The sequence below is a fragment of the Paraburkholderia sp. BL21I4N1 genome (assembly GCF_002973525.1).
Lineage (GTDB): Bacteria > Pseudomonadota > Gammaproteobacteria > Burkholderiales > Burkholderiaceae > Paraburkholderia.
In genome coordinates, this window is record NZ_PVEN01000003.1 from 233,203 (window position 1) to 255,280 (window position 22,078).

The following is a 22,078-nucleotide window of genomic DNA, read 5'->3' on the forward strand; positions in this document are numbered from 1 at the left end:
GCTCTGAAGTGCTTATATTAGGCGATGCTTTTCTTTAATGCGGTTCCCTGTTTGTATCGTCAGAAGAAAGTCGAATTGGCGTCAGGCAGGTGAATGCTGGAGAGGCAAAGAAAATTGCACCCGACGGCTTATAAAAACGAGAAAAAACAGCTTCAAAGCAGTCAAATGTCGGTTGAAAACAAATTGTAACTTCGGTATTTCGAGCAGTTGCCGTATGTGTGCTGGCGAACGAAATGGCGCTTTTATTTGCATTAACATTCGCAGAACGCCAATTCTTTCATATGTCGAATCGGCAATTAATTCGCTGGAAATTCGGACCGGGAAGAATTGTTCCGAAAATCACTGGCTGGTCACCCCATTCGCACGCCAACATGTCTGCTCTATCGGTCATGGCGGCTAAATGCTTGATTTACGGTGACTATGATGCACTGCACAGAGCCGGCCTCTCTGTGTGGCCGTTCAAGGTGAAAAGTAGATCCGTTTTCTGACGAGGATGACTATGACCTGCGCGAGTCTCGAGTCTGCAATGCTGCGCTGGGTGCACGCTCCGAACAAGGGAATGCGTCGCATCGCGATACTGATGTTCAACGACTGTTCGCTGCAAGGCGCGGGCGTCGTTGCCGAGGTGTTTCAGGTGGCGAACGAACTGGCTTCGTCCGGCTCCGGCGGCTGGCTGTACGACGTGTCGTTCCTGTCGGCCGACGGCGGCATGGTGACCTCGTCGTCCGCGCTGCGGGTCTGGACCGACGGGCTCGACGCGAGGCATTACGGCGGCTTTGATGCGCTGTATGTGGCGGGCGGCAAGGGCGCCTTCGCCGCCGCCGGCGACGAACGACTGATCGCCTGGTTGCGCCGGGTGCGCCGCAACACCGGCATGATCCGGCCGATCGCCGAAGGGCGCGCGCTGCTCGACGCCGCCTATCTGCCAGACGGCAAGGAAAGCGGCGAATTCGGCCAGCAACCGGCCACCTCGCGTCCCACCGAATCGGGCACGAGCGCAAACGCCAACGCCAACGCCAACGCCGACGGCGGCGACCGCCTCGAATCGATGCGCAGCGCGCTCGCCATGATCAAACGCGATCTGGGCGGCGGTCCGGCTCGCACGGTGGCCGAGCGCCTGCTTGCCGATTCCTGCTCGAACCTCGCACCGCTGCTCGGCGAAGACGGCGGCCTGAGCCCCGGAGACAAAGTACGCGCGGCAGCGCGCTGGCTGCAGGAGAACTGCCAGCAGTCCATTTCGATCGCCGACGCCGCGCAATTCGCCGCGATGAGCGAACGCAATTTTCTACGTCGCTTCAAGATGGAAATGGGCATCACGCCCTCGAGTTTTCTGTTGCACGAACGCCTGGCGGTGACCTGCAGTCTGCTGACCGAATCGGAATTGCCGGTCGACAAAATTGCGCGACGCACCGGCATGGGCAACGGTGACCGCCTCGCGAAAGTGTTCCGCAAGCGGATGCGAATTTCCCCCACCGAGTTCCGGATTCAAAGCCGCCGCATGGTCGGCGAATAGCGCAGACGGGGCCAGCCACAAGGCCGCGCGTCGCGTGGCCCGCGGACAGTTTTTCCGTCGATTTTTTAGAACTAAAAGGATTAGCACTATGTTGACCCAGGGAGTTGTGAGCGCTGCGTCGGCCGGGCCGAACGGTGCCGTTACCGAAGCGGCGGGAGCGCGTTGTGCGCGCATCGTCCCGGTCATTCTCGCCGGCGGTTCGGGCACGCGCCTGTGGCCCGTGTCGCGAGAGAACTACCCGAAGCAATTGATCGACGTGGTCGGTTCCGATTCGCTGCTGCAAGCCACCGCGCGACGCATGAACGGCTTTCCGGCCGGCTGGAAAGTCGACGCCGCGCCGATCATCGTGTGCGGCGAGGAACACCGCTTCGTGATCGCCGAGCAATTGCATGCCAACGGCGTCGATGCGCGACTGGTGGTCGAACCGGCGCGCCGCGATACGGCGCCCGCGTTGACCATGGCGGCCTCGCTCGCCTGCGCGGAAGGCGACGACGCGATTCTGATCGTGATGCCGGCGGATCATTCGATCGCCGACATCGTCGCGTTGCAGGGCGCGCTGGAATGCGCGGCGCGCCATGCGGAGCAAGGCGCGATCGCGACGCTGGGCGTGCCGCCGACGCGGCCCGACACCGGTTTCGGTTATATCCGCATCGGCGCGGCGTTGGCCGACGGTAGCCACGCGATCGACGGTTTTGTCGAGAAGCCCGCGGAAGAAATCGCGGCGCAGTACGTGGCGGCGGGAACGTACTGGTGGAACAGCGGCATCTTAATCGTGCGGGCGAGCGTGTGGCTCGACACGCTGAAACGTTTGCAACCGGAGATGCATTCCGCGTGCGAGCGCGCTTTCACCGGTGGTAAGACGGACGGCGCGTATTTCCGTCCGCTGCTGGAAGCGTTTCTGAGCGCACCGGCGGATTCGATCGACTACGCGGTGATGGAGCGGCTGACCGAAACCGATGCGTCCGCAACGGCATCGGCGGACGGCCTGAGCGCCGCCGACAGCGCGGCGAATGCAGACCCAAGCACGAGCGCAACCGCGTCCTCGAATCCCTCGGGCGTCGTCGTCAAACTCGACGCCGGCTGGTCCGACCTCGGCTCGTGGGACGCCGTCTGGGCCGCGATGGATAAAGACGCCAACGGCAACGCCGGGCGCGGTCGTGTGACGTTCGAAGGCGCGGTGTCGAGCTATGCGCATTCCGAAGGACGACTCGTTGCCTGCGTCGGCACCACCAACGTGGTGGTCGTGGAAACCGCCGACGCCGTGCTGGTGGTCGACCGCTCGCATGTGCAGGACGTCAAGGGGCTGGTGTCGCGCATCAAGGCGCAGCACGCGCCCGAAGCCGACGCCCATCGCAAGGTGCGTCGCCCGTGGGGTTTCTACGACTCGATCGACCACGGCGAGCGCTTCCAGGTCAAGCGCATCGTCGTCACGCCGGGCGCGCAACTGTCGCTGCAACTGCATCACCACCGCGCCGAACACTGGATCGTGGTGCGCGGCACGGCGCTCGTCACGCGCGGCGAAGAGCAGTTCCTGCTGAGCGAAAACGAATCGACCTTCATTCCACTCGGCACTCGCCACCGGCTCGAAAACCCCGGCAAGGTGCCGCTCGAAATCATCGAAGTCCAGTCCGGCACCTATCTAGGTGAGGACGACATTGTGAGGTTTAACGACAACTACGGCCGCTGTCCGTGAGAAAACGCGGGTCGTTCCGCGTCTTCTCATCGCAGGGAAATCCGGTGGGCCAGCACCCGATCCGGCAGCGTTCGTCAGCAACAAGGCCAGGACTCATTTGCGAACAAGAACGGCAAGAACGAGGTAAGCAAAATGCGCAAGTTTCAGGATTTGCTCGCGCGAGTTTTCGATGTCGCGTTGGTGTTGGCGGGGGCGGCGGTCGCGTCGCAGATCCGCTTCGATTACCTCGCTCAATCCGGGTTCTATTGGGCGCTCGTGATGTTTTGCGCCGCGTTCGCGCTGGCCATCTTTCCGGCTTTTGGTGTCTATGAATCGTGGCGCGGCCGTTCCAAGCTGCAACTGGCCGGCCAGGTCTCGCTCGCCTGGCTGATGGTGCAGGCCTCGGCGCTGGTGCTGATGTATTCGCTGCATCGCGCGGACTTCGTGTCGCGGTTGTGGTTCTCGTACTGGACCGCCGTGACCGGCGGTCTGCTGATTGCCTACCGGCTGGTCGCTCACGCCGCGCTGGCGCGTGCGCGTGGCGCCGGCATGAATCTGCATCAGGTCGCGATTGTCGGTAGCGGCTCGCAGTGCGACGCGATTCTGCGCCGGATCGATTCCGCGCCGACCACCGGTTTTCGCGCCACCGCGGTGTACAACACGCGTCCGGACGTGGCGCCCGTGACCGCCGCGCGCGTGCCGGTGTTCGATAAGGTCGACGCGCTCGCCGACTACATCCGCACCAACGACGTCCACGAATTGTGGCTGATGCTCTCGCTCACCGAAGAGCCGCTGATCTGCTCGCTGATCGGCGAGTTCCGCGACGACCTGGTGAACATTCGTTTCATGCCGGACGTGCGCAGCCTCGCGCTGTTCGAAGGCAGCGGCGTGATCGATCTGCTCGGCGTGCCGGCGATCAATCTGGTGGCGTCGCCGCTGTCGGCCAGTTCGATGCTGAAGAAGGAAATCTTCGACCGCCTGTTCGCCGCCAGCGCGTTACTCGGCCTCATGCCGATTCTGCTGGCGATCGCGATCGCGGTGAAATGCTCGTCGCGCGGACCGGTGCTGTTCAAGCAGAAGCGCAAGGGCGCCGACGGCCGGGTCTTCACGATCTACAAGTTTCGCTCGATGCGTCTGCATACGGAGGCCAAAGGCACCGTTAGCCAGGCCACGCGCCATGACGCGCGCGTCACGCGAGTGGGCGCTTTCCTGCGCCGCACGAGCCTCGACGAACTGCCGCAATTTTTCAACGTGTTGCGTGGCGACATGTCGGTCGTAGGACCGCGTCCCCATGCGCTCGAGCACGACGACCTCTATCAGAAAGTGGTTGCCGGCTATATCAATCGCTACCGCATCAAACCGGGCATTACGGGTTGGGCGCAGATCAATGGTTTTCGTGGCGAAACGGACCGCATCGAAAAGATGGAGCGTCGCGTCGAACATGACCTGTATTACCTGGGGCATTGGTCGTTCGCACTCGACATGCGGATCATCGGCGCGACGATCGTTGCCGGACTGGTGCATCGAAACGCTTACTAAGAAGTAGTTAACAAGCACGCTTGGCGCGACCTCCTCTGAGGATCAACGCCGTGGCGCAAGGAGGAAACATCATGAGCTCGCTTGGTATACGCACGGGAAGTCTCCTGGTTTTCGCTACTGCAACACTGCTGTCCGGATGCGGAAGCGTTCCGGGCCAACGGATGATCACGCCGGCCGCCCTGCAGGACACGGGCGGGGACTACAGCACCGAGCCCTCGGCGCAACAGCAGATTCCGATCACCGATATCAATCTCGCGCTGCTGCGCAAGATGAACACGATGCAGACGTCCACGACCCTGCCGCCGCAGACCGTCGCGCTGTTCGGCAAGCCGACTGCGTACAAGGTCGGCCCGGGCGACGTGCTGCAGATCGTGGTGTGGGATCACCCGGAACTGGCCGCCGCGCTCGGGCAACCCGCGCAGAACGCCAAGACGACGGACGCCGCGCCCGGCTTTCTGATCGACGAAAGCGGCGACGTGCAGTTTCCGTATGCCGGCACCGTGCATGTGGCCGGCAAGGACGTGGCGTCGATCCAGAAGGAACTGCATCGCCGTCTGAGCAACGTGTATCAGAAGCCGGAAGTGACGGTGCGGGTCGCCTCGTTCCGTAACGCGCAGGTCTACGTGGATGGCGAAGTGCGCACCCCTGGCGCGCAATCGCTGAACGACATTCCCATGTCGCTGACCACCGCGATCAGCCAAGGCGGCGGCTTCAGCCCGAATGCGGATCGCAGCCGCGTGGAACTGATCCGCAACGGCGTCACCTATCAGATCAACGTGGACGATCTGATCAAGCGCGGCCGCAATCCGTCGGACATCTATCTGCAAGCGGGCGACATGCTGCGGGTGGCCTCGCGTGAAGACAGCGGCGTGTACGTGATGGGCGAAGTCAACAAGCCCGCCACGATTCTGCCGATGCGCAACGGCTCGCTGACGCTGTCGCAAGCCATTTCCGACAGCGGCAGTTTCGATTCGAACACGGCGGCGGCTCGCCAGTTGTTCGTGATCCGCAACTCGATGAGCGACTCGCCGCAGGTCTATCACCTCGACGCCACGTCGCCGGTGTCGATGCTGCTCGCCAATCAGTTCGAGCTGCAACCGAAAGACGTGGTGTATGTCGGTCAGGGCGGACTGGTCCGCTTCAACCGTGTGCTGAACCTGCTGCTGCCGGCAATCAACGCGGCTGTGACGGGCGCTGTCCTCGCGAAATAAAAAACGTACAACGTGACCTTGAACCGCCGGGCTTTGTTGGGTGATGAAAATGGCAATCAACTTCGAAAATCGCTACACCGACGTGTCCGGACCGGACGAGCTGCACCTGTCGGACTATCTGCGAACGATCGTGCGCGGCTGGCGCACGATCGTGATGGTGACGCTGATCGCGCTCGCGCTGGGGTGCGCGTACGCCTTCCTTGCGCCGCCCACTTATCGCGCGGATGTGCTGTTTCACGTCGAGGACAAGACGGCGAACAATAATGCGAACGGCAAGGATTCGTTGCCGCCGCTGACCGGCATGTTCGACACCAAGCCGTCGACGGCCGCCGAGATCGAGTTGCTGAAGTCGCGGCTCGTCACGGAAGAAACCGTCAAGACGTTGCACCTCGATATTTCGGCCGCGCCGCGTTACATGCCGCTGATCGGCGGCATGATCGCGGGGCTGGTGAACGGACAGTGGGGATTCAAGCTGCCGCAGTTCATCAACCTGTCCGGCTATGCATGGGGTGACGAAAGCATCACGGTGTCGCAGTTCGATACCTCGAAGGAGATGTACGACACCACCTTCACGCTGATTGCCGGCAACGACAACTCCTACGTGCTGCGCGACAAGAACGGCATTGCGATCCTGTCGGGCAAGGTGGGCGAGACGGTGCAAACCGATACCGCCGACGGCCCGATCGCGCTGCATGTCGACAAGCTGGTCGGCGCGCCCGGTTCGCGTTACGAACTGACACGCGCCTCGACGCTGAGCACGGTGGACCGCCTGCAGAAAGCGCTGGTGGTGCAGGAAACCACGCTGCAATCCGGCGTGATTCGCGCGAGTCTCGAAGGCGGCGACAGCGGCCTGACCGCGGCGATCGTCAACAGCATGGCGCGCGAGTTCGTCAAACAGGACGTGGAGAGCCGTTCGACCGAAGCCGAGCACATGCTGGCTTTTCTCGATCAGCAATTGCCGGGCTTGCGCAAGGAACTCGACGACGCCGAGCAACGCTACAACAAGTTCCGCAACACGCACGGCACGGTCGATCTCGGCGAGGAAAGCCGTCTGCTTCTACAGCAGATCGTCGACAACAAGACCAAGCTGATGGATCTGCAACAGCAACGCGCGGAGATGTCGCAACGCTTCACCGCGAATCACCCGGCGGTGGCCGCGCTCGACGCCCAGATCGCCGCGTTGCAAGGCGCCGCCGCCAACATGAATCGCAGCGTGGCGGTAATGCCGGATACGGAGCAGACGGCCTTGCGTTTGTTGCGCGACGTGCATGTCGACACCGAGTTGTACACGAACCTGCTGAACAGCGCGCAGCAATTGCGCGTGGCCAAGGCCGGGCAGGTGGGTAGCGTGCGCGTGGTGGACTTCGCGGAAGCACCCGACGAACCGGTGCGGCCGAAGCGCGTGATCGCGATTCTGATCGCGCTTGGCGGCGGCCTGCTGCTCGGCATTCTGCTGACTTTCTTCAAGCGCGCCATGTACGGCGGCGTGGAACGCCCGGACGAGCTCGAAGCGGTGCTCGGCGTGCCGGTGTTCGCGGTCGTGCCGCGCAGCCAGACCCAGTTGCGTCTGCAGGAAAACGTGATGCTGCGCCGCCGTGGGCTGCACGTGCTCGCACAACAGGCGCCGGAAGATATCGCGGTGGAAGGCGTGCGCAATCTGCGCACCTCGTTGCAGCTCTCGCTCGATCACGCCGAGAACAACGTCGTGATGATCACCGGCTCGCGGCCCGATACCGGCAAGTCGTTCCTCTCGGTGAATCTGGCGGCGCTGGTGGCGTCGGCGAACAAGCGCGTGCTGATTATCGACGGCGACATGCGGCGCGGCGATGTTCACTCGCACTTCGGCATCGGTCATCAACCCGGCTTGTCCGACGTGCTGAGCGGCGGCGATCTGATGTCGATGGTGCAACGCGACGTGCTACCCGGCCTCGACGTGCTCGCCAAAGGCACGCTGCCGTCGCATCCGTCCGAACTACTGATGAGCAAGCGCTTCGAGACGATGCTGGAAGAACTGAAGTCGCACTACGACCTGGTGATCGTCGACACGCCGCCGGTGCTGGCGGTGACCGACTCGACGCTGATCGGCAAGTATGCGGGCACGACGCTGCTGGTGGTGCGCCATGGCCGCCATCCGCTCAACGAGATCGCCGAAACGGCCAAGCGGCTGCGCAACGGCGGGGTCGGGCTCAGAGGGGTGCTGCTGACCGACGTGCCGCAGGAAGGCGCGTTCCTCGGTTCCGGCTATCAGGGCGGGTATTACGGGTACGACAGCATTGCAGGTTGACAACGGAGCCCGCCGCGGACCCTTCAACCGGGCGGCGGGCGCCGGTACTTAAATCTAAAAGCTCACACGAGGAGTCGCTCCATGGAACGCAAGGTCGCGCTGATCACCGGCATCACCGGACAGGACGGGTCGTATCTGGCGGAGCTGCTGCTCGCCAAGAATTACGACGTGCATGGCATCAAACGCCGGTCGTCTCTGTTCAATACAGACCGTATCGATCACCTTTACCGCGATCCCCACGATCCGGACCAACGGCTCTTTCTGCACCACGCGGATCTGACCGACTCCACCAGCCTGCTGCGCGTGATTCAACGCGTGGAGCCCGACGAGATCTATAACCTCGCGGCGCAAAGTCACGTCGCGGTGTCGTTCGAGGAACCGGAATACACCGCCAACGCGGACGGCCTCGGCGCGCTGCGGATTCTCGAAGCGATCCGGATTCTCGGGCTGGAAAAGAAGACCCGTTTCTATCAGGCCTCGACTTCGGAACTGTACGGCCTCGTGCAGCAGGTGCCGCAGTCGGAGACTACGCCGTTCTATCCGCGCAGCCCGTACGCGGTCGCCAAGCTGTTCGCCTACTGGACCACCATCAATTACCGCGAAGCCTATGGGCTCTACGCGTGCAACGGGATTCTGTTCAATCACGAATCGCCGGTGCGGGGCGAGACGTTCGTCACGCGCAAGATCACGCGCGCGGTGGCGCGCATCGCGGTCGGCATGCAGAAGACGCTCTATCTCGGCAATCTGTCCGCGCTGCGCGATTGGGGCCATGCGCGCGATTACGTGGAGATGCAGTGGCGCATGCTGCAGCAGGAGATGCCGGAGGACTACGTCATCGCCACCGGCGTGCAGTACAGCGTGCGGCAGTTCGTGCAGCACGCGGCGGCGGAACTGGGCGTGACCGTGCGCTTCGAAGGCAGCGGCGTGGATGAAGTCGGCATCGTCGACAAGGTCGAAGGGCGCGAGATCAAGATGTCGCCCGGCGACGTGATCGTGCGCGTCGACCCGCGCTATTTCCGGCCGGCCGAAGTCGAGACGCTGCTCGGCGATCCGTCGAAGGCGCATGCGAAGCTCGGCTGGCGGCCGACCACGTCGTTCGAGTCGCTCGTCAAGGAGATGGTGCGCTCGGACTATCAGATCGCGAGACGTGACGCGCTGGTCACGCTGGCCGGATTCACGGCGCTGGAACATCACGAGTAACGGCCATGAACCCACAAGCACGCATTTTCGTCGCGGGCCATCGCGGCATGGTCGGCTCCGCGCTGGTCAGGCAACTCAACGCGGCGGGGTATCCGAACGTGATTACCCGTTCGCACGCGGAACTCGATCTGACGGATCAGGCCGCCGTGCAGCGCTTTTTCGAAACCGAGCGGATCGACGTGGTGCTGCTGGCAGCCGCGCGCGTGGGCGGCATTCTCGCCAACGCGACGCGGCCGGCCGAGTTCATCTATCAAAACCTGGTGATCGAAGCCAACGTGATCCATGCGGCGTATCGCGCGCAGGTGGAGCGGCTGGTGTTCTTCGGGTCGTCGTGTATTTACCCGAAGCAATGTCCGCAGCCGATCCGCGAGGAGTATCTGCTGACCTCGCCGCTGGAGCCGACCAACGACGCGTACGCGATCGCCAAGATTGCCGGCGTCAAGCTGTGCGACGCCTACAACCGCCAGTACAACACGCAGTACGTCGCACTGATGCCGACCAACCTGTACGGCCCCAACGACAACTACGACCTGACCAGCAGCCATGTGTTGCCGGCGCTGCTGCGCAAGGCGCACGAAGCGCGCCTCGGCGGCGCGACGAGCTTGACGGTGTGGGGCTCGGGCACGCCGCGCCGCGAGTTCCTGCATGTCGACGATCTGGCCGCCGCGACGCTGTTCATGCTGGAACACAACGTGACGGAAGGGTTGTTCAACGTCGGCGTCGGTGAGGATTTGTCGATTCGCGAGCTGGCCGAATGCATCTGCAAGGTGGTGGGCTTTGAAGGCGAACTGGTGTTCGACGCCTCGAAACCCGACGGCACGCCGCGCAAACTGCTCGACGTTTCGCGGCTCGCGCAGATGGGCTGGCGCGCCACGATCGGGCTTGAAGAGGGTATCGCGGCCACTTATCGGGAATTCGTCGAACTGCACGCCGGCACGAGCGCCGCCGCGTTGCAGGCGTAGCCGCGCGACAGCGGCCGTTGGCAATGCCTCAAACGCAGTGCGTGCGCGGACCGCGCCACGCACGCATGGACGACTTTTTTGGAGTGGCACATACATGACCGCGTCAGTCACGATCTTCCACAACGTCGTATGGTCGCGCCATAAGGGTGTGGTGTTCTCCGCCTTGCATAACATCTCGGCGTCGGGCGCGATTCGCTATTCGATGGTGCAGATCGCCGATACCGAACATGACCGGATCGGCTTCTCCGACGTGGACTATTCGTTCCATCGTTATCCGATGCAGAAACTCTTCGACGGTTGCTACGAAGACGTGCCGACGCTGAAGCTGATCGCCCGGCTCACATGGGAAGTGTTGCGCGCCAAGTCGGATCTGATCGTGCTGCCCGGTTATCACCGTCCGGAATATTGGGCGATGCTGGCGGCGTGCATCGTGACCGGCAAACGGCGCGCGGTTTTTTGCGATTCCACGGCGCGCGACCGGCCGAAGAAGCTGCTCACGTCGATTCCCAAGCGGGTGTTTTTCTCGCTGTGCGACGGCTATTTCGGCTTCGGCGAGCGCAGCCGCGAGTATCTGCTGTCGCTCGGTGCGAAGCGCGACAAGATTTTCGTACCGTGCCAGGCCGCTGCGCTACCCGGCTCGTTTTCGCCGGAGCGCGCGCTGGTCGAGCGGGTTGCCGCGCGCGCCGGTAATCCGCCGGTGTTTCTGTACGTGGGGCGGCTCTCGGAAGAGAAAGGCATCGGCACGCTGATCGAAGCGTTTGCCGGTTTGCGGCGGCGGATTCCGGCAGCGAAGCTGCGCATTGTCGGCACCGGACCGATGGCCGAGGTGCTGCATGCGAAGGTGGCCGAGCTCGCACTCGAAGACGCCGTGACGTTCGCCGGCAGTTTGCAGGACGAGCCGCTCACGCGCGAGTACTACGGCGCGACCTGCATGGTGCTGCCGAGTTATAGCGAACCGTGGGGGCTGGTGGTCAACGAGGCGCTTGCGCATGGTTGTCCGGCGGTGGTCAGTGAGAGTTGCGGCTGTGTGCCGGAACTGGTGATCGACGGCGTGAGCGGCTACGCGTTTACGGCGGGCGACGTGGCCGGCTTGCAGCGCACCATGCTCAAGGCCATGGAGGCCTTCGCCGACGCCGGCGGCGCCGCGCATCGCTGCATGGACGTGATTCGCCGTTTCGATCCGCCTTCGGCCGCCGCGAATATTGCCCGAGGCTGTGCCCTGATGTTGAGCGATTGACGCGCGCTGTCGCGGCATCGCGCTTGTGAAGCCCTAACTTGTTCTGGCAGTCATAATGAAGATCCTGATCTACGGCATCAACTACGCGCCGGAACTGACGGGGACAGGCAAGTACACGGCGGAAATGGCCGTGCTGCTAGCCCGCAGGGGGCACGAGGTGCGCGTGGTGTGCGCGCCGCCTTATTACCCGGAGTGGCGCGTGACGGCGGGTTATTCGGCGTGGCGCTATCGGCGCGAAATGCGCGACGGCGTGTCGCTGTGGCGCGCGCCGCTGTGGGTTCCGTCGCGGCCGAGCGGCCTGAAGCGCATGGTGCACCTCGCGAGCTTCGCGCTGAGTTCGCTGCCTTTGATGGCCTGGCAGGCCGTGTGGCGTCCCGACGCGGTCATGCTGATCGCCCCCACCTTGATGTGCGCGCCCGCCGCGCTCACGCTCGCCCGCGTTACGGGCGCGCGCGCGTGGCTGCACATTCAGGACTACGAGGTCGACGCGGCATTCGAACTGGGTCTGTTGAAAAGCCCGCTTGCCGCGCGTTTCGCGCGTTGGATCGAAAGCGCGCTGCTGCGGCGTTTCGATGCGGTGTCATCGATCACGCGGCAGATGAGCGCGCGCGCGGCGGCCAAGGGCGTGGCGCCTTCGCGCATCGTGTGTCTGCCGAACTGGGTCGACGTGTCGGCGATTTTCCCTCTCTCGCGCCCCAGCGACTATCGCCGTGAACTGGGCATCCCCGCCGGACAGAAAGTGGTGCTGTACTCCGGCAACATGGGCGCGAAGCAGGGCATTGAAACGCTCGCCGACGCGGCCGTGATGCTGGCCGAGCGGACCGATCTCACATTCGTTTTTTGCGGCAGCGGCGCGGCGCGCGAAAGTCTGCTCGAGCGCTGCGCGGGCTTGAGCAACTGCATTTTCATGCCGTTGCAGCCCACCGAACGTCTGAACGAATTGCTCAATCTCGCCGACATTCACGTGCTGCCGCAACGCGGCGACGCGGCGGATCTGGTGATGCCGTCCAAGCTCACCGGCATGTTCGCGAGCGGGCGCGCGACCGTGGCCATGGCGCGCCGCGGCACGGCGCTTTACGAAGCGGTCGCGCCGCGCGGTGTGGTCGTGCCGCCGGACAAAGCCAAGGCGCTGGTGGCCGCGCTCACGATGCTCGCGGGCGACGCCGACCGCCGCGCCACGCTCGGCAAGGCCGCGCGCAGTTATGCGGAGCGCGCGCTCTCGCCGGAGGCGACGATTCGCACGTTCGAGGAACGTCTGGGTGGCGTGTTGCCGGTGCGTGAAGACGCATCACGGGAACGGGTCAAAGCCGAAGCGCCGTTTTTCGGCGCGCGGCATTCGACCGCCGCGGCGCGGCGCCGGCGCAAACCGGCTACGGCGGAGGAAGCCGCGCCGGATTGATCCGGCAAGCGGCCCACGTCATGAATGCGCACTCACCACGGGGAACGATAGACGGCGTGCTTGCCCGTTGCGTACGGATCGGCGTACGTGTTCCTCACGGCGCCTTCCTGAGTCAGCCCGTCGGCCGCCTTGAGTTGCGGTCCTGCCTGATCGGCTACGCGCAGTTGCGCGGTGCCGGGCGCGGGCGCCTTGCCGTTGCCCTTGCCTTTGCCGAGCGCGGGTTGCGCGCCTTGCCCGCCACCCAGCACGGTCATGCGTTGTTCGTTGAGCAGCGCGGTGCGTTGAGCGTCGTCCGTGTCGCCTTGCTGCATGTCGGCGGTGCCGTACGGACGCGGTGCGCCGAGCAGGGTTTGTTCGCTGGTGCGCTGTTTGGCGCGACGATCGACGGGCGCCCGCGGGAGGGTGCCGTAGGTCGTGCCGGCGTTAGCGGCCGGCGCGGGCTGGGCGGGATTGTTCTGCGCGAGAGCGAATGCCGGTACGGCGCTCGCGGCGAGAGCGAGAAACAGACAGGTGGCGGATTGCCGAAGCGAGTTGTTCATTGTGGTCCCCCGGGTGATGCGGTCGCGGTACAGCTATCGTGCGCCATCCATGCCGCGCGTAGCCGCCAAAACGCTTGCCCACACAGCCACGCCACCAAGCCGCGCAAGGCGCCGCAACATAATGTAAGGAAATTGCAGTGTGACGTGCAATCTGTTTACCACCGTTCGTGGTTCGGAGAAAGCTGATGGGTAACGTTGCCGACGATCCGCAGATCGGAGCTGTTCCGCAAGCCGAACCGGCGCACGAATCAGGCCGTGTCATCGACCTGAGCCTGGCCGGAAAGGGCAACTATCGCGCCGCGCGCGGCCCGCTGATCGAGTTGATCTGGTTCGTGCTCGAAGCGTGTGTGATCAACAACAAACTGCTGCCGCTGTCGGCGGTGCGCGTGGCGCTGTTACGCCTGTTCGGCGCGAAGATCGGCAGCGGCTGCCGGTTCGTGCATCCCCTCCGCGTGAAGGCACCGTGGAATCTCGAAGTGGGCGACAAGTGCTGGTTCGGCGTGGATGTCTGGATCTACAACCAGGCGCCGATCCGGATCGGGTCGAACGTCTGCATTTCTCAAGGCACGTTCCTGACCGCCGGCTCGCACGAAATGAGCACCACGATGGATTTGCAGGTCGCGCCGATCGTTATTGAAGACGGGGTGTGGATCACTTCGAAGTGCGTCGTGCAGATGGGCGTGACGATCGGCCGTTCGGCGGTGGTGACGCCGTTGTCGGTCGTACACCGGTCGCTCGAAGCCGAGGGCGTGTACGGCGGCAATCCGTGCCGTTTCATTCGGAAACGGTTTACTTCAGTGACCTGAACCACAGACATAGAACCGCAGTGTTTTTACGCTGAGGAGGCCGAAGTCGTGTTGTCCGGCGCAGGCCGGGCGCTGCCACGGGAACGTCGATGCCGTCCGCTCGACGCTCGCGGCAACGCCACTGACGGCACCGGGGCGCGACGCGCGCGTGAGTCTGCCTGGCCGACCTGAGCGGGTCGGCGAGCGTGAGAGACGCACGCCGGAAATGCATGAAGAAGACGGGAGCAGGGGATGTTCATCGACACTCGTACGGTTGCTCAGAACACGGTCATAGAGACGACGGTTTGTATCATCGGTGGCGGCGTGGCCGGCATCACGCTGGCGCTCGAATTGTCGAGGGCGGGCGTGGACGCCTGCTTGCTCGAGAGCGGCGGCTTCGGACCCGACGACGAAACGCGCGACCTCTATCGCGGCGAAAATGCCGGCTTACCGTACTCGTTCGCGGACGGCTCGCGCAGCCGTTACTTCGGCGGCAGCAGCAACTGTTGGGGCGGCTGGTGCCGTCCGCTCGATCCTTGGGATTTCGAAAAGCGCGACTGGATTGCGCACAGCGGCTGGCCGTTCGGTCTCGACGAACTCGCGCCGTATTACGCGCGCACGCATGAATTGCTGAAGCTCGGCCCGCAGAATTTCGACCCCGCTTACTGGGAACGCGAGATCGGCCGTCCCGACGTGCGCCGCCTGCCGCTCTCGACCGGCGACATGCGCGACACGGTCGCGCAGTTCAGCCCGCCGGTGCGCTTCGGCAAGGTGTATCGCGACGAGCTGTCGCAATCGTCGCGGGTACGCGTATATCTGCATGCGAACGTGTTGAACATCGACGCCAACGCCGACGGCACCACGATTACCCGCGTGAAAGTCGGCACGATCAGCGGCCGTCGCATCACGATGCAGGCGAAGATTTTCGTGCTCGCGACCGGCGGGATCGAGAATGCGCGCCTGCTGCTCGCGTCGAACGACGTGCAGACGGCCGGCCTCGGCAATGCGCACGATCTGGTGGGCCGCTACTTCATGGACCACCCGCGCATGATGTCGGGCAAGGTCCGCTTCCGGCCGGGTAACGCGCGCAACAAGCTGTACGACATCAAGTATCACTACCAGAACGCCGCGGTGTCGGCGCACGGCACGAAGATCTCGTCGCAGTTCGCGCCGAAGCAGGAATGGATGGCGCGCGAAAAGTTGCTGAATTCCCGCGTGTGGCTCTATTCGAAATGGTACGGCGAAGGCAGCGCGGGTTCCGAGGCGCTGATCCATTGCAAGGAAGCGTTGCTGCAGAAGGATCAGCCCGGGCGCAGTCTGAAGCGGGACATCGAGACGATGATTGCGCATCCGCTGGATACCGTGGGCTACGGGTTGACGCGTCTGCTGCAATGGCCGGCGCTCATCACCGACGTGACGCTGCAGGCGATCGTCGAAGCGGTGCCCGATCCGGATAGCCGCGTCACGCTGTCGGCCGATAAACGCGACCGCTTCGGCATGCCGCGCGTGCGGGTCGAGTGGCGTCTGGGCGATCAGGTGCAACGCACGTTCGACAAAACCTTCGCGCTGCTCGCGCAGGAGCTGCAACTGGCCGGCGTCGCCGACGTGCAACTCGACGCCCCGCTCGAAGGCCGCGCGTGGCCTGCGAAGCTCGAAGGCACGTGGCATCACATGGGCACGACGCGCATGCACGATTCGCCGCGCGAAGGCGTGGTGGATCGCGACTGCAAGGTGCACGGGATCAGCAATCTTTATGTCGGCGGCAGTTCGGTGTTTCCGACCGTGGGCGCGAACTTCCCGACCATTACGATCGCTGCGTTGTCGTTGCGGCTCGCCGGGCATCTGGTGCGTCAGCTCGATGTTCCGGATATCGTCGGCAACACGCGTGCCGAAGCGGCCAACAGTTCGATGATGTCGATTCAGGCGACGCCGCAGGTTGAGGCGCTACCTATTGCGGCGTCGACGCTGACGTCGTTGATGAAGGAGCAGTGATGCCTTAGCCGGAATCTGGCGAAGGTGGAAATGAAGATGGCGCGCAGTGTGAACTGCGCGCCATCCTGTTTTTGAGCGGTGTTTTTTAAAGCGGGCTCAGCGGCTTTGCTGCGTCGCTTCGCATAGCGTGGCGAGCGGCGTCGAATCGCCACGTTCATCGACGGGCGCGCCCTTCGTTTCCAGCAGCGCCGTCAGCGCGCTCACCATCGTTTCGATCCGGAAGCGCGCGTTGAACGTGCGCGTTGCTTGCGCGCGCATCTGATCGCGTGCGGCGTCGTCGAGATCGAGCCAGCGCAACAGATTCTTCTCGGTGCCGTCCACGGTATCCGGCGCCACCAGGCCCGCGCCGTCCATGTCGATTTCGCGCCACACGTTGACCTTGTCGGAGATCAGCGCGGGCAGTCCGCAACCCAGCGCCTCGGCCACCGCCACGCCGAAGTTTTCCTGATGCGAGGGCAGCGCGAACACGTCGCTCGCGTGGAACGCGCCCCACTTGAGATCGCCCTGCAACATGCCGGGCAAACTCAGCCGATGCGCGACGCCGGCCGCCTGGGCCTGCGCGCGCAGCGTCACGCCCCAGCCGGTTTCGTCGGGACCGGCGATCACCAGATGCAGCGACGGATCGCGGCCGGCCACGCGGGCGAACGCGTCGATTAGCAGATCGCAGCCTTTCTTGGCGTGCACGCGGCCGAGAAACAACACAATGCGTTTGCCGCGCAGACCGGGCACGGCTTGCAGGAACGCTTCGCGCAGCGGTGCGGCGTCGAGCGGCGGCACCGTCGTGCCGAACGGCACGATCCGCTCGTTCGCGCGATACAGCCAGAACGATTGACGTGCGCGCGTGCGTTCTTCTTCCGTCGTGAAGATCACGGTGTGTGCATCGCGCAGCACACGGTACTCGGCCCACGGCCAGTACAGCCACTTCTTCATGTGCTTGAGCGGATAGGTTTCTTTAAACCACGGGTCGAGCATGCCGTGCACGTACACGTAATACGGCACCTCGCTATGGCGCAGCGCCTTCCATGCCGCGAAGCCGTGGTATTGCCACAGACCGTGCACGATCACCGCGTCGAAGCGTTTCGCGTTGGCGGCGAGCCACGGTGCGAGACGCGGGTTGTGGCCATAGCGGCTTGGCGTCGGCCCGAAGGTGTGGACCGCGAACGGAAACGCGGCGAGGTAGGCGTCGCCGGGCGCATCGCAGGTGGCGACCTCGATGTCGTGACCGGCGTCCTGCATCGCGATGCCGCTACGGCGCACGCCTTCGACGGGACCGCCCGCGCGGGGATCGACACTGGCAAGCAGATGGAGGATTTTCATCGGGCGATAGTCGGTCGGTTGCCGCCTGGCGTCGGCGAAGTGTGGGGCACGAGCGCGCCGAAAGAGGGCGACGAGCGGGTATCGCGGGTGTCACGCGCGTCGCGTGTATCGCGCGAGTCGTTCGAGCCGCGCGACGAGCCGAGCGCGGCGGGCAGGTCGGCACGGCCCATGCCGGGCTGGATGCGACCCGGCAGATCGGGCATCGCGCCTGGCCGCCAATTCGGCGGTCGGCGCGGGCGTCTCACGCGCGCCGGTAACGCACGCTGCAGGCGCGAGTGCGTGGCGATCATCAGACCGAGCGCGACACCGAAGACAAGGCCCGAAAAACGCGGCCCAAGCGGATTGCCGCCGATCGACGTGGCCGGCAACGCGGCGAATAGCATGATCGCGCGCCCCAGCACCGGCAGCATCGGCGCATCGGGCACGACCGCGCGCCAGTAGCGATACGAGAAGAAGCAGATCGCCAGCGCGGCCAGCGTCGCCAACGGCATGCCGATACCGAACAGCAGACCGCCCGCGAAGAACTGGTAGACCCAGAAGTTGTGACCGGCGGCCCATTCGTGGATCGCGTAGAAATCCTCGTCGGAGATCTGTCCAACGAGATCCGGCAGATAGACCGGCGAGTAGCGGTAATAGTGTCCGTAGCCTTCACCGAACAGCACCGTGGACGGCGATTCCATGACCTGGTCGTACTGGTCGCGCATTTCCGCGAGACGCGTGATGGTGGTTGGATCCTTACCCGATTCCGTTTCCGCGGACGCGAAAATGCGCTGCGTCCAGTGCTCGGCGACGGTCGGAAAACTGATCACGGCGACACCGGCGATGGCGGCCAGCACGACGCCCACCACGATGCTGCGGCCGAATGCGCGCCAGATATGTTGAATCGTCGGCGCGCTCAGCGCCACGGCGAGCAGGAACAGCAGCACGGTGCCGAGCAGCAGGCTGCGGGTCACGCTCAACAATTCGACGATCACCGTGCCGGCGAACACGCACACGTTGAACAGCGAGAAGCGTCGCGCTACCACGAACTCATGCAGCAGCACGGCTTGCAAACCGAGCAACGTCACGGAGATGATCCGGTAACGCACTTCTTCGAGATCGCCGCTGGTCGCCAGTCCGTAGCCGAAAGTGAACACCGCGCTAATCAGATTGGCGACGAACAGCGCGCGTTCGAACTGGGAGAGTCGCGATTCGCTCCACGGCCGGCACGCCACGAGATAGCCGAGCAGGAACAGTACGAAGGGCAGCAGCGTGCGCAGATAATTGCCGACATCGTTGTCCTGCACGAACTGGGCCACCACACTGCCGAACACGCACAGCAGCATGCTTGCGGTGACGATCGAACGCAGCCGCGAACGCTCGCGAAAGCGCGGCGCGACCAGCAGCAGCGCGAGGCCGGCGGCGAATGCCGGGACCACGAACACGAACTGCGCGAGGTGGCCGACGTTGGCGTCGGTGGCCTTGTAGTCCCACGCAAGCGGAAGCAGAAAAATCCATATCCAGGGCGTTGCATACTGATGGCGCATTGCTGATCCCTCCCCCGTCGCCGTCGTTTCGCCGTCCGTCTGCAGCGGACGGTCACGTATCGGGCCATTGTGCGGGAATCTCCCAATACGTTAGTTACCTGGACCGCATTCGTCGTCGATTGCCTGGGTTCTGGCGACGCCGGCAAGTGCCTTTTTATAGACCCAGGTTGGCGCTTTGGCGCTTACTTGGGTTCCATGCAAGTTCCTGGCGGCAAGAGGCGTGCACATCGGCGCAGGTTGTCGGCCAATGTCTTGAAGTTGGCGCGCACGCACGGACGCAGCCACGGAAGATGCAAAAAGGGCCATGCCCTACCGCGGGATCGCTTGCACCAGATGACAGGGGAAAAACATGAAATTTTTCGGCGGGGCGCGGCCTACGACACGGGGACGGGCGATCGAACTCGATTTTGTCCGCGGCATTGCGATCATCGCGGTGATGGGGTTTCACTTTCACGCGGTCCACACCGGCAATTACCTGATCCAGGTCATCGAATATCCGCTGAAGAATTTCGGCCGCGAAGGCGTGAATCTGTTCTTCACGCTGAGCGGTTTTCTGGTGGGCGGTCTGTTGCTCCGGCAATACGCTGAAACCGGACATGTCGATGCGAGGCGCTTTATCGTGCGGCGGATTTTCCGCATCTGGCCCGCTTACTACGTGCTGATCGCGTTTCATGTGCTGGCCGGACGGCATCCGTGGAATACCTTCCTCGTGCAGAACCTGACCCACTTGCAGAACTATCTGGGTACCTCGATCACCCAGACCTGGAGTCTTGCGGTCGAAGAACACTTTTATCTCGTGCTGCCGGCCCTCTTGCTGCTGTTCGCGCGCTGGAAGCTGGGGGCATGGACGATTGTCGGCGTGCTGACCGGTATTTGCGCGGTGGTGCTGACCGCGCGTTGCTTCGCGGTGGCGGGCGGCGATCTGGATGGCGCGTTCGCTTACACACAGTATCGGATCGACAGTTTGCTGGTCGGCGTGATTCTGTCGGCAATTTACTGGATGAAGCCCGCTGTCTACCATCAGCTCGCCAAACGCAAGGGACTGCTGATTCTCGGGGTGGTCATATTGTGTGCGTGGCTGGTGCTGGCGACCAAAAATCTCGCGCTCGACGAAAGCATCGGTTACACGATTCAGGCGCTCGGTTTCGCCGCGCTGATCGTGCTGGTCCTCGAGTATTCCGGCTCGCTGCGCGAGTCGTGGATTTATCGCGGCGTGGCGTGGATCGGCCTCTATTCGTACGGGATTTACTTGTGGCATTCGCTGGCGCTCGCGCCGGGCGACATTCTGATTCGCAAGACCACGGCGATGGGTTTTCCGCCGAGCCTGATCTGGGTGCTGGCGCTGACGGCGCAATTCGCGATCGCCATCTTTATCGGCTACGTGACAACGCGCGCGATCGAGTACCCGTTCCTGCTGATGCGCAACGCGCTGTTCCCGGAAAAGCGCAGCAGTTCGGTGCGCGAGGAAGTGCCCGCGGGCGGGCAGTTGTCCTAGTCGGGTTGACGGGCTGAATGTGACGAGGCGTCCATCTTGATGATGGACGCCTCGTTTTTTTGGGGGGAGGTGTTGCGGCGTTGAGCTTTAAAACGGCAGTGCGCCAGAACGAGGCCTGAAAACCACGCTGAAACTCAAGCCATCTGCTGCAGCAAGGTCTGCTTGAATTGCCCAAGCGTGTGCCGCGACAGCAGGTCTTCGCGAGCGGCCGGTTCGGCTTCGCGCGGATGCGGCCATGACGTCATGGTTTCCGTGATTGCCCGGCCAATCGACGCGGAACTCAGGTCGCTCAGAATCGGCCCCAACTCGCAGCGCCGGCTGAACCAGCCGATCAGACCGTCTTCCGTCGCGATCACCGGCTTGCCGAATCGATAGGCCTGCACCAGCACGCCGCTCATGCCGTAGTGCCCCTTGTAGCCGAGCCAGACCGCGTCGCAGGCGGAGAATAGATCGCGTTCCACGTCGTTCGAGATGAACTCGTCGAGCACCAGCGGCGCGGGCGTCAGACTGCGCACATGATTGCGCATGAAGTGGCGTGTCACGTCGTCCTGTTCGCCGGCAACGATCAGCGTCGGCGCGTGGTCCAGCCGCGTCAGCGCATGTACCAGCTCGTAGATGCCTTTGCGTTCGGTGATCGCGCCATACACGAGCAGATAGCGCTGGTCAGTATCGAGGCCGAGACGCGCGCGCGCGAGCACCGGATTCTCCGCGTGTTCATCGGGAAACGGATCGGCAACGTAGGCGACTTTCGCGCCGGTCTTCGACGAATAGCGCGCCGCCCATTCGGGCAAGGTGGGGTCGATGGTCAGCAAGGTACGCAAGCCGCTGGTGCGAATCGCGCGCTTGAACAGCTGCGCCTTGATCGCGTTGACGACCGGACGATCGGGCGCTTTGATACCGACCTTGTGGTGATGAAACGTGGCACGCATCGTGATGCCGATCCATGGCGTCTTGCCGAACGGCGAGCCGAGAAACGGCAGCGAATAGAAAAAATAGTCGACGTACGGCACCACCACGAGGCGAATGTTCTGCATGCGGCTGAGGATCGAATGCACGCGCTTGAAGTAGCGGTGAAAGCGCCAATACGGATTCGGGTCCGGTAAGCGGCCGCGCTGCGGTTCCTCGGGATCGACGAACGCGATCTGCTGGTCCGCGCGGTTGGCGGCGGTGATCTGACGCGCGAGCCGGTGATCTTCGTTCGCGCATTCGGTGACCAGAATGCACGGGTAACCGGCTTCCGCGCAGGCCTGCATGGTCCATTCGACATAGCGCCAGCGATGGCCGGTCAGATTGGGTTCCACTATCAGGACATAGTCTTGTTCCATCGCGTCGGTAACCTGTGCGTGGTAGGAGAAAAAAGTACCTGAGCGCCGGCTGTTGCCAGGCGCTAGCGGGACAACGTTAGCA

At 63.6% G+C, this 22,078-nt stretch carries 16 protein-coding genes; 12 read left to right on the top strand and 4 right to left on the bottom strand.

Annotated features, from left to right (window positions below):
- Positions 1 to 499 precede the first annotated feature (499 nt).
- The 9 genes from B0G83_RS10560 (at position 500) to B0G83_RS10600 (ending at position 13,017) form a co-directional block, all read left to right on the top strand.
- Positions 500 to 1,513: a helix-turn-helix domain-containing protein gene (locus B0G83_RS10560; RefSeq protein WP_105507377.1), complete on the top strand. Its 1,014-nt coding sequence runs from the start codon at positions 500 to 502 to the stop codon at positions 1,511 to 1,513.
- A gap of 88 nt (positions 1,514 to 1,601) precedes the next feature.
- A complete protein-coding gene (locus B0G83_RS10565; RefSeq protein ID WP_105507378.1) occupies positions 1,602 to 3,206 on the top strand; it encodes a sugar phosphate nucleotidyltransferase in 1,605 nt (534 codons plus the stop codon).
- 132 nt (positions 3,207 to 3,338) lie between these two features.
- The gene (locus B0G83_RS10570) at positions 3,339 to 4,724 is read left to right on the top strand and encodes an undecaprenyl-phosphate glucose phosphotransferase (RefSeq protein WP_105507379.1); all 1,386 of its coding nucleotides are present in this window, start codon (positions 3,339 to 3,341) and stop codon (positions 4,722 to 4,724) included.
- A 71-nt stretch (positions 4,725 to 4,795) separates the two neighbouring features.
- A complete protein-coding gene (locus tag B0G83_RS10575) occupies positions 4,796 to 5,935 on the top strand; it encodes a polysaccharide biosynthesis/export family protein (RefSeq protein ID WP_181156812.1) in 1,140 nt (379 codons plus the stop codon).
- A gap of 49 nt (positions 5,936 to 5,984) precedes the next feature.
- Positions 5,985 to 8,219 (top strand): polysaccharide biosynthesis tyrosine autokinase, encoded by a 2,235-nt coding sequence (locus B0G83_RS10580; protein WP_105507687.1) that lies wholly within the window; start codon positions 5,985 to 5,987, stop codon positions 8,217 to 8,219.
- Between the two features lie 81 nt (positions 8,220 to 8,300).
- Complete coding sequence (gene gmd / locus B0G83_RS10585; RefSeq protein WP_105507381.1) at positions 8,301 to 9,419, top strand: GDP-mannose 4,6-dehydratase; 1,119 nt, start codon at positions 8,301 to 8,303, stop codon at positions 9,417 to 9,419.
- Positions 9,420 to 9,424: 5 nt separating this feature from the next.
- Positions 9,425 to 10,381 carry a GDP-L-fucose synthase gene (locus tag B0G83_RS10590; RefSeq protein ID WP_105507382.1) on the top strand — a complete coding sequence of 319 codons (957 nt, stop codon included), beginning with the start codon at positions 9,425 to 9,427 and terminating at the stop codon, positions 10,379 to 10,381.
- A 94-nt stretch (positions 10,382 to 10,475) separates the two neighbouring features.
- Positions 10,476 to 11,618 (top strand): glycosyltransferase family 4 protein, encoded by a 1,143-nt coding sequence (locus tag B0G83_RS10595; protein ID WP_105507383.1) that lies wholly within the window; start codon positions 10,476 to 10,478, stop codon positions 11,616 to 11,618.
- 55 nt (positions 11,619 to 11,673) lie between these two features.
- Positions 11,674 to 13,017, top strand: coding sequence for a glycosyltransferase WbuB (locus B0G83_RS10600; protein ID WP_105507384.1), 1,344 nt, complete (start codon positions 11,674 to 11,676; stop codon positions 13,015 to 13,017).
- A 32-nt stretch (positions 13,018 to 13,049) separates the two neighbouring features.
- Here B0G83_RS10600 and B0G83_RS10605 read toward each other — a convergent pair whose 3' ends face one another.
- The gene (locus tag B0G83_RS10605) at positions 13,050 to 13,556 is read right to left on the bottom strand and encodes a hypothetical protein (RefSeq protein ID WP_105507385.1); all 507 of its coding nucleotides are present in this window, start codon (positions 13,554 to 13,556) and stop codon (positions 13,050 to 13,052) included.
- A gap of 185 nt (positions 13,557 to 13,741) precedes the next feature.
- Here B0G83_RS10605 and B0G83_RS10610 point away from each other — a divergent pair, with 185 nt between their 5' ends.
- Both B0G83_RS10610 and B0G83_RS10615 read left to right on the top strand, forming a co-directional pair.
- Entirely contained in the window at positions 13,742 to 14,362 is a 621-nt protein-coding gene (locus B0G83_RS10610; protein WP_105507386.1) for a DapH/DapD/GlmU-related protein, read from the top strand.
- 231 nt (positions 14,363 to 14,593) lie between these two features.
- Positions 14,594 to 16,333, top strand: a complete 1,740-nt coding sequence (locus B0G83_RS10615; RefSeq protein WP_105507387.1) for an FAD-dependent oxidoreductase — start codon at positions 14,594 to 14,596, stop codon at positions 16,331 to 16,333.
- A 96-nt stretch (positions 16,334 to 16,429) separates the two neighbouring features.
- Here B0G83_RS10615 and B0G83_RS10620 read toward each other — a convergent pair whose 3' ends face one another.
- Together B0G83_RS10620 and B0G83_RS10625 are read right to left on the bottom strand one after the other, a co-directional pair.
- Complete coding sequence (locus B0G83_RS10620) at positions 16,430 to 17,650, bottom strand: glycosyltransferase (RefSeq protein ID WP_105507388.1); 1,221 nt, start codon at positions 17,648 to 17,650, stop codon at positions 16,430 to 16,432.
- Positions 17,647 to 19,176: a hypothetical protein gene (locus tag B0G83_RS10625; RefSeq protein WP_258167859.1), complete on the bottom strand. Its 1,530-nt coding sequence runs from the start codon at positions 19,174 to 19,176 to the stop codon at positions 17,647 to 17,649. The genes B0G83_RS10620 and B0G83_RS10625 overlap by 4 nt, the downstream gene beginning before the upstream one ends.
- Before the next feature lie 349 nt (positions 19,177 to 19,525).
- On the opposite strand from B0G83_RS10625, the gene B0G83_RS10630 reads away from it, so the two are divergent.
- Positions 19,526 to 20,671 (top strand): acyltransferase, encoded by a 1,146-nt coding sequence (locus B0G83_RS10630; protein ID WP_105507389.1) that lies wholly within the window; start codon positions 19,526 to 19,528, stop codon positions 20,669 to 20,671.
- A gap of 134 nt (positions 20,672 to 20,805) precedes the next feature.
- On the opposite strand, the gene B0G83_RS10635 is transcribed toward B0G83_RS10630, so the two are convergent.
- Entirely contained in the window at positions 20,806 to 21,996 is a 1,191-nt protein-coding gene (locus B0G83_RS10635) for a glycosyltransferase (RefSeq protein ID WP_105507390.1), read from the bottom strand.
- Positions 21,997 to 22,078 lie beyond the last annotated feature (82 nt).

Bases quoted from the DNA above. Each gene is read 5' to 3' on its own strand.
- B0G83_RS10560 (WP_105507377.1), top strand. From the start codon at position 500: ATGACCTGCGCGAGTCTCGAGTCTGCAATGCTGCGCTGGGTGCACGCT.
- B0G83_RS10565 (WP_105507378.1), top strand. From the start codon at position 1,602: ATGTTGACCCAGGGAGTTGTGAGCGCTGCGTCGGCCGGGCCGAACGGT.
- B0G83_RS10570 (WP_105507379.1), top strand. From the start codon at position 3,339: ATGCGCAAGTTTCAGGATTTGCTCGCGCGAGTTTTCGATGTCGCGTTG.
- B0G83_RS10575 (WP_181156812.1), top strand. From the start codon at position 4,796: ATGAGCTCGCTTGGTATACGCACGGGAAGTCTCCTGGTTTTCGCTACT.
- B0G83_RS10580 (WP_105507687.1), top strand. From the start codon at position 5,985: ATGGCAATCAACTTCGAAAATCGCTACACCGACGTGTCCGGACCGGAC.
- gmd (WP_105507381.1), top strand. From the start codon at position 8,301: ATGGAACGCAAGGTCGCGCTGATCACCGGCATCACCGGACAGGACGGG.
- B0G83_RS10590 (WP_105507382.1), top strand. From the start codon at position 9,425: ATGAACCCACAAGCACGCATTTTCGTCGCGGGCCATCGCGGCATGGTC.
- B0G83_RS10595 (WP_105507383.1), top strand. From the start codon at position 10,476: ATGACCGCGTCAGTCACGATCTTCCACAACGTCGTATGGTCGCGCCAT.
- B0G83_RS10600 (WP_105507384.1), top strand. From the start codon at position 11,674: ATGAAGATCCTGATCTACGGCATCAACTACGCGCCGGAACTGACGGGG.
- B0G83_RS10605 (WP_105507385.1), bottom strand. From the start codon at position 13,556: ATGAACAACTCGCTTCGGCAATCCGCCACCTGTCTGTTTCTCGCTCTC.
- B0G83_RS10610 (WP_105507386.1), top strand. From the start codon at position 13,742: ATGGGTAACGTTGCCGACGATCCGCAGATCGGAGCTGTTCCGCAAGCC.
- B0G83_RS10615 (WP_105507387.1), top strand. From the start codon at position 14,594: ATGTTCATCGACACTCGTACGGTTGCTCAGAACACGGTCATAGAGACG.
- B0G83_RS10620 (WP_105507388.1), bottom strand. From the start codon at position 17,650: ATGAAAATCCTCCATCTGCTTGCCAGTGTCGATCCCCGCGCGGGCGGT.
- B0G83_RS10625 (WP_258167859.1), bottom strand. From the start codon at position 19,176: ATGCGCCATCAGTATGCAACGCCCTGGATATGGATTTTTCTGCTTCCG.
- B0G83_RS10630 (WP_105507389.1), top strand. From the start codon at position 19,526: ATGAAATTTTTCGGCGGGGCGCGGCCTACGACACGGGGACGGGCGATC.
- B0G83_RS10635 (WP_105507390.1), bottom strand. From the start codon at position 21,996: ATGGAACAAGACTATGTCCTGATAGTGGAACCCAATCTGACCGGCCAT.